Annotated in this window: 7 protein-coding genes and 1 pseudogene; 4 read left to right on the forward strand and 4 right to left on the reverse strand. The window is 64.3% G+C overall.

Features of this window, described 5'->3' with window-relative positions; all coding sequences use genetic code 11:
- Positions 1-2: 2 nt before the first annotated feature.
- The 4 genes from cobG to cobW all read right to left on the reverse strand — a co-directional run bounded on the left by cobG (position 3) and on the right by cobW (position 6,256).
- Positions 3-1,364: a precorrin-3B synthase gene (gene cobG / locus ULB03_RS00370; protein ID WP_322481347.1), complete on the reverse strand. Its 1,362-nt coding sequence runs from the start codon at positions 1,362-1,364 to the stop codon at positions 3-5.
- A complete protein-coding gene (gene cobN / locus ULB03_RS00375) occupies positions 1,361-4,450 on the reverse strand; it encodes a cobaltochelatase subunit CobN (protein ID WP_322481717.1) in 3,090 nt (1,029 codons plus the stop codon). Before cobN ends, cobG begins: the two co-directional genes overlap by 4 nt.
- Positions 4,336-5,061: a hypothetical protein gene (locus ULB03_RS00380; RefSeq protein ID WP_322481348.1), complete on the reverse strand. Its 726-nt coding sequence runs from the start codon at positions 5,059-5,061 to the stop codon at positions 4,336-4,338. Before ULB03_RS00380 ends, cobN begins: the two co-directional genes overlap by 115 nt.
- A 145-nt stretch (positions 5,062-5,206) precedes the next feature.
- Complete coding sequence (gene cobW, locus ULB03_RS00385; protein WP_322481349.1) at positions 5,207-6,256, reverse strand: cobalamin biosynthesis protein CobW; 1,050 nt, start codon at positions 6,254-6,256, stop codon at positions 5,207-5,209.
- Between the two features lie 167 nt (positions 6,257-6,423).
- Here cobW and ULB03_RS00390 point away from each other — a divergent pair.
- The 4 genes and pseudogenes from ULB03_RS00390 (at position 6,424) to ULB03_RS00405 (ending at position 12,352) form a co-directional block, all read left to right on the forward strand.
- Positions 6,424-7,574 (forward strand): annotated as a pseudogene (locus ULB03_RS00390) (IS3 family transposase).
- A gap of 214 nt (positions 7,575-7,788) precedes the next feature.
- A complete protein-coding gene (locus tag ULB03_RS00395; RefSeq protein WP_322481350.1) occupies positions 7,789-9,612 on the forward strand; it encodes an HAD-IIIC family phosphatase in 1,824 nt (607 codons plus the stop codon).
- A 281-nt stretch (positions 9,613-9,893) separates the two neighbouring features.
- Positions 9,894-11,201, forward strand: coding sequence for an ATP-grasp domain-containing protein (locus tag ULB03_RS00400; RefSeq protein ID WP_322481351.1), 1,308 nt, complete (start codon positions 9,894-9,896; stop codon positions 11,199-11,201).
- A 35-nt stretch (positions 11,202-11,236) separates the two neighbouring features.
- A complete protein-coding gene (locus ULB03_RS00405; protein WP_322481352.1) occupies positions 11,237-12,352 on the forward strand; it encodes a DegT/DnrJ/EryC1/StrS family aminotransferase in 1,116 nt (371 codons plus the stop codon).
- The last annotated feature ends 46 nt before the right edge of the window (positions 12,353-12,398 follow it).

A 12,398-nucleotide genomic window follows, 5' to 3' on the forward strand; every position in this document is an offset into this window, starting at 1 on the left:
CTCTACGCGGCATGGGCCTCGACCAGGGCAGCCAGCTCGGCCGGTCCGCCCAGGCGGGTGATGAAGGCGGCCGGATCCTCATCCAGCCGCCTGCGGTCGGTATAGACAGCTTCGAGCGCCGCCACCAGCGATGTCGCGCGCGCCGGTGAGACGCCGCGCCATTGCGCCATCCCTCCGGCGGCGGCCAGCAGGCCGATATCATAAACCGGGTTGCCCGCCTGACCGTCCCGCGCCGTCAGGGTGACCAGCGCCGGTGCCGGGTGGGCGCAGCCCTTGGCGCAGGCCGACACGTGGATATGCCCGCGCGCCAGCAGCCGGGGCGCCACCTGGGCCAGGGCCAGCGCGTCCCGCCGCGCGTCCGTCAGTCCCGAATCACAAGCGCCACGGCCGCTGCACGCCGACAGGGCCAGGCGGGGATCATCAGGCGCCAGGATGAAGCCCAGCGGCTGGAAGATATCCACAGGCTCGTTCCCGCCGTTCCCTTCCAGCAGCAGGGCGCGCCAGGGTGTCAGGCGCAAGGCCGGTGTCATGTGGGCGACCAGCGCCAGCCGTTCAGTGCTCAGCCCGCCGAAGGGGAAGGCGAGCCCCACCCAACCCGCCTGGGCGCCCAGCACCTGGTTCAGGTGCAGACTTGGCAGAGAGGCGGTGACCGGCGGCGGCCCCAGGGAAACGTGTGCGGCCAAGCCGGACGTGCCCTCTGCCGCCACCAGGGCGGCCAAGCGGCGATAGCGGCCGGCGGATAGGCGGAGGTAGGCGCGGGCCAGGGTGAGGGCCGTGCCTACCACCGTGTCGGCGGCGCAGACGCCCAGGGGCGTGGCGCTCGCCTGGTCACCCCCCACCGCCACCCGGAACAGGGCGGTGCCGGGCAGGGCGTCGAAACGGATATCGCCCACGGCATCGGCCAGGGGCGCTTGACCACCACCGTTCAGGACAAAGCTGAACTTGGCGGGAAGGGCGCTCCACAGGTCGAGGCTGTCACTCAGGGCGACGTCCAGCGCCAGGGCCAGAGGGCGCACCGGCGCGCAGGCCGGGTCCAGGCCACAGGTGGGGCTGCACAGCACATTGCGCACCCGCTCCGCCGCCGGGTCGCCGTTGACCAGGCCCAGGTCGCGCAGGGCATCGGTCAGGGGGGACAGCGTTTCGGGGCGGACGCCGCGCAGTTGCAGGTTGGCGCGCTGACTCAAGTCCACCAGGCCGTTGCCGTGGCGCTCGGCCAAATCGCAAATCGCCGCCATCATGGGTCCGGTCAGCCTGCCGCCGGGGATGCGCAGACGTACCAGCAGGCCGTCGGCCACCGCCATGGGCACCAGGGCCCCCGGGCAGGCGCCGCGCACACGCGGCGGGTTGATGACGGCGGCGGTCATGTCAGTTCCTTGCGCAGGCGGGCCAGGTCTTCGGGTGTCGAGTTGCGCCGGGGATGCCATAGGCCCCGCTGCCAGGCTTCCTTGAACCGGTCCAGGATCTGGCGGGCGGCGTCTGGATTGCTGTCGGTCAGGAAGGCCCAGGTTTCCTCATCGGCCACATAGGCGTCAAACAGGCTGTCGACCTGATGCGACCGCACGGCGCCGGCCAGGGCGGCCAGGGCCACCGCGCCATCCACCGTGCGTGCCAGGTTGGCGGCGCCGCTGAAGCCATGGCGGCGCTGCCCATCGATCCAGCGCGGGTTGGCGGCGCGGCCGCGCACCACCCGGGCCGCCTCCTCCGCCAGGGTGCGGGGCGTGATGCGGTCCGGCTCGGCGCTGTCGACATGGTAGAGGATGGGGGCGTTGCCCAGCAGGCCGGCGGCGGCTGCGAACCCGCCCTCGAACTGGGTCATGCCGTCATTGTCCAGCACGTCGGTCTCGCGTTGGTCCTGGATATGGACCAGGGCGTCGGCCAGGCCCACGCGGCGTCGGAACAGGGCAGGCAGGGGTACGCCGTTCAGGTCCAGGCCATAGGCATGACAGCCGGTGTCGAGATAGGCGGCACCCAGCTGATCGCGCGCCTGCCAGTCGCCGGTGGCCAGCGGTTGCGCCAGACCGGTGCCATAGCCGCCGGGGGCGGCGCCATAGACGCGGGCGCTGGCGTGGCGTGCGGCGGTAGCGGCGTCCAGGCCACTGGCCATCAGGACATCGCGGTCGGCCCGCACCGCCGCGGCCAGGGGGTTCACCGCGTCCGCCTCCTCCAGTCCCGCCACCTTGCGTGCCGCCTGGTCGAACAGCGCCAGCTGCGCCGGGAACATGTCGCGGAACAGGCCGGAAATGCGCAGGGTCACGTCCACGCGCGGCCGGCCCAGGACTGTGGCCGGCAGCACCTCGATTCCCGTCACCCGGCCGCTGCCGGCCTCCCACAGGGGGCGCACGCCCATCAGGGCCAGGGCCTGGGCCAGCTCCTCGCCGCCGGTGCGCAGGGTGGGGCTGCCCCAGCAATCCACCACCAATTGGCGGGGCCAGTCGCCCTGATCCTGCAGGTGACGGGTCAGCACGGCGTCCGCCCCCTTCCAGCCCAGGGCCCAGGCGGTGGGCGTGGGCACGGCGCGGGGGTCGATGGCGTACAGGTTGCGGCCGGTGGGCAGCACATCCGCTCGCCCCCGCGCCGGTGATCCACCGGGGCCGGGGGCGACGAAGCGGCCGTCCAACCCCGCCAGCAGGGCCGCCATTTCGGCTGGGCCGCTGGCGCCCAAGACGGGCGGCACCTCGGCATCCAGGGCGGTCAAGCCTTCGCGTGTTTTATTCCATTCCGTATCCGGAATAATCTTGCCCGTCACCAGATCCCGCACCATCCCATCCAATGCAGCCCGCACCCGGCCCGCACTGGGGGCTTTTCCGGTTCGCACGGCCAGCACTGCTGGCAGGGGATGGGGCCAGGGGGTGGCGGTCTCACCCGCGAACAGGTCCTCTAGCGTGCCGGCCAGGCCCAGGTCGCGGGCCAGCGCCTCGGTCAGCGCCGGCTGGCCCCGGCGGGGGAAACGGGCGATGGCGGCCAGGAAGGCCGCCTGGGCATCTTTGTCCGGCGCTACTCCAAAGACATGCAGCCCATCACGGATCTGCATTTCCTTGATATCGCAGAGATGGGCGTCCAGCCGGGTCAGAGCGTCGTCGGGCAGGTCGCCCGTGGTGGGGTCCTGGGCCAGGTTCAGGTCGCGGGCGACGCCGGCCTGCCACGCCAGATCGCGGATGCGGGCGCGCAGCGTGGGCAGGCGGCGCGGATCCAGGCTTTGCGCCTGGGCGTATTCGTCCAGCGCCTGCTCCAACTCCGCCAGGTCGCCATAGAGGCCGGCCGGCACCGGCGGCGGCGGCAGGTGGCCGACCAGCACCGCACCCAGGCGGCGGCGGGCCTGCACCCCTTCCCCCGGGTTTGTGGCGATATAGGGATAGAGGACGGGCAGGGAACCGGCCAGCCGCTCCGGCCAGCAGTCGGCGGACAGGGCCACGGCCTTGCCCGGCAGCCACTCCAGCGTGCCATGGGCGCCCACCTGGACCAGGGCGTGGATGTCCACGACATGGCGCAGCCACAGGTGAAAGGCGGCGTAGCCGTGGCTGGGGGGTGTGTCGGGATCGTGATGGGCGGCGCTGTCGATGGCGCCGTGGCCACGGCTGGGCTGCACCGCGACCAGCAGGTTGCCACAAGCCTGCACACGGAAGCGCAGGACGCCGTCGTGTGCCAGCGGGTCGGCCTCCGGTGGGCCCCAGCGGTCGGTGATGGCGGCCAGGGCCGCAGGTTCCATCAGCCGGGCATAGTCCGCTAGGCCCAAGCCCGGCGCCAGGGTGTCCACGGGCCGGCGTAGATTCGCCATCAGGGCGGCGCCGTCGGCCGGCCTATCGCTCACCGCATAGCCAGCGTCGGCCAGGGCCGCCAGCAGGGCCAGGGTGCTGGCCGGTGTGTCCAGCCCCAGGGCCAGGCCGATGCCGCCGCGCGCCGGATAGTCGGACAGCACCAGGGCCACGCGGCGCCCGGCCGGCGGGGTCGCCGCCAGGCGGGCCCAGGCGGCCGCCTTGTCGGCCAGCGCCTCCACCCGGTCAGCGCGGGGGCGGCTGACCATGGGGGCGTATTCCAGCGCGGGGTCCCAGTCCGCCGCCGCCTTGAAGGCGATGGCCGGGCCGGCCAGGCGCCCATCCATCTCCGGCAGCACCACGTTCATGGCCAGGTCGGCGGGGCCCAGGCCGGCGCGGGCCTTTTCCCATAGCGCCTCCGTCCCCGTCGACAGGGTGACCTGCACCACCGGCACGCCGGCGGCATCCAAAGGGGAGGCATCGTCGGGGCCTTGCCGGGCGGAAAAGAATGTGGCGTTCAGCACGATGGCGGGGCGCAACGTCGCCAACTCCGATGCCAGCCAGCGGGCGGCATCGGCTTCCTTCAGGCTGGCCGCGTAATAGAGGTGGGGCGCCAGGCCGCGCCGGTCCAGCGCGTCGGCCAGGGCATGCAGGGCTGGGAGATTGCCGGCCTGCAGATAGGATCGGTAGAAGACCAGGGCGGCGCTTTGCCGGGGGGCGGCCCGCCGTCGGTTCTTTTGGACATCCATCCCTGATGGCGGCCGAAGCGGGGCAGGGGCTGCGGCTCCCCAGCCGCCAGGTCGGCCGGCGCGGGGCATCCCGCCAGATGGGCGGCCAAGGCCAGCAGGCGCGCCATGTTTTCCGGCCCACCCTCGACGAAGCAGCGCCACAGCCGTTGCGCGACGCCCAGGTCCACGGTGCAGGCGGCGTCCAGCCCGGGGTCCGCCTTGGCTTCGCCCGGCAGGACGGCCAGGGGAATGCCCTGAGTGCTGCATGTCTCCGCCACCTGCTCCAGGCCATAGCGCCAGTAGGCGGCACCGCCGTTCAAGCGCAGGATGACCAAGCGCGCCCGCGACACCACGCTCTCGACATACAGGTCGACGGACAGCGGGTGACCCAGGCGCGACAGGTTGGCCAGGCGCAACGTGGGGCGCCAAGGGACATCACCCAGGCCATGATAGGCGGCCGCTACGGCCGACAGGTCGCTGTCGGAGAAGGACAGCAGCACGCAGTCCGCCGGCGTCTGCCCCAAATCTTCCGCCTGGGGCGACGCCAGCAGATCCTCGGCCTGGGTGGGCAGCAGGTGCATGGGAAGGGCGGGACCCGTGGGAGACGACACTGAGAGACGAAAAGCGAGCGCTACGCCGCTCTAGCCTCTCTACGCCGTCAATTCAACAGGTGGATTGGTCAACAGGCGGATTGGGGTTTATGTCCACGCCCAACCGCATCGCCCGTCAGGCGGCCAGCGCCGCCTCGATGGCCGCCCTGTCCAGGCCCGTCTCACCGATCACCACCAATCGGCTGCGCCGCGCCTCGTTCGGCGCCCACAGCCGGTCATAGCTGGTCTGGATACGGGTGCCCACGCCCTGGACCAGCAGGCGCATGGGCTTGCCCGGCACGTCGACGAAACCCTTGAGACGCAGGATGCCGAACCGCTGGGCGACCTCGCCCAGCCGACGGACCAGGGTCTCCGGGTCGGCCTGGGAGGGCAGGTCGGCCACGAAGCTGGTGAAGTCGTCGTGGTCGTGGTCATCCTCGTTGTCATGATGACTGATTCGGGCGTCCAGGTCGGCCTCGGCCGCGGCCGACAGGCCCAGCAGCACGTTGGGATCGACATCGCCATGGGCCACGCGCACCAGGGGCGGGGCGGTGGGACGCAGGGCGCGTACGGTGTCGGCCACGGCGGCCAAACCGGCCTCATCCACCAGGTCGGTCTTGCTGACCAGGATCAGGTCGGCGCACAGCACCTGGTCCTCGAACACCTCCTGCACCGGGGTCTCGTGTTCCACCGTGGCATCGCCGGCCTCCATGGCCGCCTTCTGCCGCGCCAGGGCCTCGGCATCGGGGGCGAAGCGGCCCTCGGCCACGGCGTCGGCCGCCACCACCGCCACCACGCCGTCCACCGTGACGCGGGACCGCACGGCCGGCCAGGTGAAGGCGCGCACCAGCGGCTTGGGCAGGGCCAGGCCGCTGGTCTCGATCAGGATGTGGTCCGGCGGATCATTCCGGTTCAGCAACGACTCCAGCGCCGGCACGAAATCATCCGCCACCGTGCAGCACAGGCAGCCGTTGGCCAATTCGATCACCCGATCCTCCGGGCAGGCCGTATCGCCACACCCTTTCAGCACCGCGCCGTCCACGCCGACGTCACCGAATTCATTGATGATGAGGGCCAAGCGGCGGCCGCCCGGGTTTTGCAGCAGCCCGCGAATCAGCGTGGTCTTGCCGGCACCCAGGAAGCCGGTGATGACGGTGGCGGGGATTTTGGCGGTTGGGGTGGGCATGGGCGTGTCTTTCAGGCGATGTAGTGTGTAAAATAGTGTCTCTGAGTGAGACTCTTTATCACGTGCACAGATGTACCGCAGACATAGACTGAGCTGGCCCCGAAAACCTGGACAGGTGGTTAAGCTCGGTTTTTGCTGTCCGGCAACGGAGAGAGGATGCAAGAAGCATGAGCAAGTCGACAAGACGCAACCACAGCGCGACGTTCAAGGCGAAGGTAGCGCTGGAGGCCCTGCGGGGTGAGCAGACGGTGCCAGAGATCGCGGGCCAAGCACGGCGTTCATCATACGCTGGTGAATGAGTGGAAGCGGGCGCTGACGGCAGGAGCGTCGTCGGTGTCGAGCGGCTGGGGAGCGTTCTGCCAAGGAGGCGGAAGGGCTGACGGACGAGTTGTACAAGCAGATCGGCCAACAGAAGGTGCAGATTGATTTTTTGTCGCGCGCGCTCGGCAAATGAGCCGGGCGGAGAAGCGGGCGATGATCCGACCTGAGCACCCCGACCTATCGGTGGCGCCGCAATGCGCGCTGATCGGTCTTAACCGGTCGAGCTTTTATTACCGGCCGGTCAATGACAACGGGTCCGACCTGGCGCTGATGGACCTGATCGACCGGCAGTTCCTGGAGACCCCGTGCTATGGATCGCGCCGAATGACGGTGGTGCTGCGCCGGTCCGGCCATGCCGTCAACCGCAAGTGGGTGCGGCGGCTGATGGGGGGGGATGGGCTTGCCGGTGATCTGGCAGCAGCCGAACACTAGCAAGCCGCATCCGGCGCACAAAGATCTATCCCTACCTGCTGCGGGATCTGGCGATCGACCCGCCGAACCAGGTGTGGGCCACCGATATCACGTTCATCCCCATGCCGTGGGGTTTCTGTATCTGGTGGCGATCATGGACTGGTTCAACCGCAAGGTCCTGTCTTGGCGGCTGTCGAACACGATGGAGGCGGATTTCTGCATCGAGGCGCTGGAGGAAGCCCTGAGCCAGCATGGCAAGCCGAAGATTTTCAACAGCGACCAGGGCAGCCAATTCACCAGCGCGGCCTTCACCGGCGTGCTGACCGACGCGGGCGTCAAGATCAGCATGGATGGCAAGGGGCGATGCATCGACAACGTCTTTGTGGAGCGGCTGTGGCGCAGCCTGAAATACGAGGACGTTTATCTGCGGGCCTATGACACCGGGTTGGCGGCCCGCGCCGGGATCGGCGCTTGGCTGGCCGCCTACAACACCCAACGACCGCATCAAGGGCTGGCTTATAAAACCCCGGTGAGGTCTATTTCTGCTGCCCAGGGAGGACGGGGCTCCCTGGCTGTGGCAGCTTAAGAAACCATGAGAGCGGAACCCGAGCTTAATGACCGGTCAAACCTGTCCAGACAATGGGGACCAGCTCAGGTTATGCGGCTTTTTTCAGGGTGAACTGCGGCTCACTCGACTCAAACTGACCCATGGAAAGATTCCAGCTTCCAGGATAGATAGGATTAAAATATATTGCCACTAATCGCTGCGGTCGATGGGCCTTCATGGTTGGGAATTTCAGATGGTTATCACTAACAGTCATAAATTTTTTGCACCGACGGATCTGACCCTTAATGCCGGCCCGTTCAAGAAGGTTTTACTTGTCGGATCCTGTACGGTTTCATTCTCGGCGCATCACTTCAAAGAAATTTATGGTATAGAAACGACATTTATACATGTCGGCCTTATTGAGAATTCACGAACAGACATCAGCGGTGGTGATTTTGATTTCCAATTGTCGTCCATTCCCATGGACCACATCATGCATCTTAACAGCTATCTGGGGCAACCGCCCTTTGATAAAGAGGATGCAGAACGTAGATTCCAAGAGTCGCTGGCATCAATGTTTCGTCTGCTGGAAGCACTGCTGCGCTTCAATCAAGAGTTTGGCCTCCTAACAATTGTCAGTAACTTTCTCGTTCCGCAGCAAAATCCACTTGGCCGGTTGATGCCGCGCAATGATTTACGCAATCCCGTCTATTATATTGAGAAGCTGAACGAAAAACTTTCCGACTATATTGATCAGATCAACAACGCTTATGTCATCGACGTCAACGCCATCGCCAGCAGTATCGGCAAGCGCCACATTCAGGACGACTCGATCTGGAAGCTGAGCCACGCGGGCATCATGACCGACCAGGATTTTCGGGACTTCGAGGCGCAGCGGAACGAGTCCAATCAGCGTATCGAACCGATTACCTCCCTCCGCGAGACCGTTAGCATTCTTCCTGATGAGTTTTATCGCACCCTCTGCGCCGAAAGCGTGGCGATAGCGCGAACTGCCCGCCAAGTGGACTCTGTGAAGATCGTCATCATTGACCTAGACGATACACTGTGGCGCGGCGTGATCGCGGAAGAGAAGTCCTCCCTGGATCACAACTTCCTTTTCGAAGGGCTGCACTATGGCTTCCTAGAAGCGCTGTCCTTCCTGCGGCAGCGCGGCATTCTACTCGCCATCGCCAGCAAGAATGACCATGACAAGATCGCAGACATCTGGCAGGAACTGTTCCAACATCGCTTCCCGCTCAGCAACTTCGTCTCTGTCAAGATCAACTGGAGTCCCAAATCAGAGAGTGTCGCCGAGATCTTGAATGAGGTGAACCTTCTTCCGCGCAACGCCGTCTTCGTGGACGACAATCCTCGGGAACGTGAGGAAGTCAGGGCAGCCTTCCCCGATATTCGGATTCTCGGCGCCGAACCGTACGCGATCCGGCGCGTTCTGTTGTGGTCGAGCGAAACTCAGGTGGCTCACATCACCAAGGAAGCTCTAGGTCGTAGCGAAATGGTGCAGAAGCAGATTGCCCGCGAAATTGAAAGGAAGACCCTTTCAAAAGAGGAGTTCCTGCACTCCCTAAGCGTGAAACTGAGCTGCCATCGAATCAAGGACGCTTCACATCCGCTGTTTAAGCGGGCGCACGAGCTCCTAAACAAGACAAATCAGTTCAATACGACCGGAAAGCGTTGGGACGAGATGGAATTGAATGCCGTCATGAAGAATGGCGGCGTCATATACGCCTTTGAGGTCCAGGACCGCTTCACGAAGTATGGCGCCGTGGTAATCGCAGTCTGTGCCGGTGACGAGCTTCCGTCATTCGTCATGAGCTGCCGAGTTATCGGGCTCGAAGTCGAGTTGGCGGCCCTGATCCTCATCGCCGAGGATATGAAGCGGAGAGGCTCCTCTGAATTACGGGGCCAGATAATTGAAACCGATGCCAACGTCCTCTCGCGTGATCTGTATGCTCGTGGTGGCTTTCAGATCGAAGGCAGCCATTGGGTCCTTCCGCTGAATACAGCGCTGCAAATTTCTGAGCACATCAGCATAGATCCCGTCCCCGAATTGACCTAAGATGCTCGGCAAGATATTCTCTAGCTTATTTGAATTTGCCTGGAGAGCGGATTTCGCCTCCAGTGAGGGTTAGCGGGGCTGCAAGCGTCCTAAGCAGTATATCAAATCAGTCATGCATAAAGCAACGTATTTTATAAAAATTCTTTAGACCGGGATGATTATTTTGAAAGACAAGAGCAGACACCCTATTGATTCATCCTCTGATGGCTTCGTGATTCTGGATGCGGTCCGCCATGGGCGGTTCCGCAGACCGGCGGAGTCGTGTTGGCTGGAGGATTAAAGTGGTTAATGTCCTGGTCTTCCCCGCCGGCACTGAGGTGGGGCTTGAAATCGAGCGGGCGCTACGTCACGTGCGCGGCATCAATCTGATCGGCGCGACCTCTGCGTGCGATCACAGCGCCTACACCTATGAGCGGATGGCGCCTCACCTACCGTTCTTTGCGGCTCCGGACTTCATCGCGAAATTCGAAGAGACGAGCCGCTGTTTCGAAATCGAATATGTATTTCCCGCTCATGACGACGTCATAGTCACCCTGTCCCGCTGGGCTGCCGACCGTCCCGAGGGCCAAGCGCCTGGGATCATCAGCAGTGGCTACGCTACGGACATCGTGGCGCGCTCCAAGCGGGCGACCTATGCCGCTTTGTGCGACGTGGTCGCCACGCCCGAAGAATACCGTCCCGAAGACTTCCTCGGCACCGCTGACCGCCCCCTATTCGTAAAGCCGGATTGCGGCCAAGGCTCCAAAGGCACTAGGAAGATCGAGACAGGCGACCCGGTGGGCGGTATCTCCCGGGCGGAGTTGCTGCTGGAATTCCTGCCCGGTGACGAATATACGGTCGACTGCTTCACTGACCGGCATGGCGAGTTGCGCTTCGCCGGTGCCCGCCAGCGCGTCAGGACCAGCAATGGCATCTCAGTGTCGACGTGCGGGATCGAGGATGCCGCCCTGGTCGAGATGGCGCGGCGGATCAACGCGGCGCTGAGATTCCGAGGCATGTGGTTCTTCCAGGCCAAGCGACGGGCGGACGGTACCCCCGTGCTAATGGAGATCGCGACCCGAGTGTCCGGCGCTATGGGCTATTTCAGGGGGAAGGGCGCCAACCTCCCGCTGTTGGCCCTTTATGACCGTATGGGTAAGGACCTGACCGTGTTCACCAATGAATACGGGATGGTCAGGGACAGCGCCCTGTATCCGCGATATTATGTAGAGTTAATGTTCGATACGGTCTACGTCGATCTCGACGATACGTTGATCTTCCAGGATAAGGTCAACAGCGACCTGATGGGCCTGATCTATCATTGGCGCAATCAGGGAAAGCGGGTCCACCTGATAACCCGACATCGCGCGGTTCATGGGCGGGCCCCCCTGCATACGCTGGACAGCCTCTGCATCGCGGCCAGCCTGTTCACCAGCATCATTGAAGTGGAACCGTGCGCCTTTAAGTCCTCTGCGATCACAGGTAAGGCGTCGATCTTCATCGATGATTCAACATCCGAGCGCCATGACGTGCATTCGAAGTGCGCAATCCCAACCTTCACTTGCCAGCAAGCAGTTGAGGTACTCAGCCGGTCAAAGGGGAATTTTTGATGAAACGGACAAAGCCTCTCTATGTCGCGTCTCCCATGCTCCCCGAGCTGGGAGCGCTGGCCAAGATGATCGGAAATATCTGGGAAAGCGGTATTGTCACCAACCATGGCCCCTATCATGAGTTGTTGGAGGAACGCCTTTGCGAGGAACTGCGCGTCCCAACGGCGATGCTGTTCAACAACGGCACGAGCGCGCTGCTGGCCGCGCTGAAGATGTTCGACTTGGAACCGGGCGCGGAAGTCATCACGACACCGCTCACTTTCGCCGCCACGCCCCATTCCATCGCCTGGAATGGCCTGACGCCGGTCTTCGCTGACGTTGATCCCCGGACCATGACGCTCGACCCCGCCGCTGTTCGTAAGGCGATCACCCCACGCACGCGGGCGATCCTGGGCGTCCACACCTATGGCACTGTCTGTGATCTGGACGGTTTGGCCGAGGTGTCACAGGAATTCGGCCTGAAGATCATCTATGACGCTGCTCATGCATTCAGCGTGACGGTAAATGGCGCAGGCATCGGTGGCTTCGGCGACGCGACCGCCTTCTCGTTCCATGCAACGAAGCTCTACACCACCATCGAGGGTGGCGCCATCACCACGCCCAACATGATTGACGCGCGCAAGATCTACATGCTGCGTAACTTCGGCATCAAGAACGAGGAAGAGGTCATCGACGTTGGTATCAACGGCAAGATGAATGAGATCCAGGCTGCCATCGGCCTCCTGAACCTCGATCTCTACCGTGCCGAACAGCAGGCGAGGGCAAGCCTCAGGACCAAATACAACGAGTTCCTATCCGGGTTCGACGGCGTCTCCCTACAGGTGGACCAGCCCGGCGTTTCACGTTCGGAACAGTACTATCCACTGCGGATCGATGCGACGCGCTTCGGCGCGTCGCGTGACGATCTGTATTCCCACCTGAAGGATGTCGGCATCTTCGCGCGCAAGTACTTCTACCCGATCTGCACCGACTTTACGCCGTACATGTCCTGTCCAATCCACTGCCTGTCGAAAATACCAGTCGTCGAAACCCTGAAGAACCAGCTGATTTGCCTGCCCTTTCATAGCCGCGTCACCAACGAGGATGTGGAGATGATCAGGACCGTGTTCGCGAACACGGCCCAGAAGCGCCAATACCAGCCGGCGCTTTGACCGCAGTCGGCAAGCCCGGCTCGAAGCGGCTAAGTGCGAATTCCTA

Origin of the sequence: Nitrospirillum goiasense, assembly GCF_034427435.1 — a bacterium.
Classification (GTDB): Bacteria; Pseudomonadota; Alphaproteobacteria; order Azospirillales; family Azospirillaceae; genus Nitrospirillum.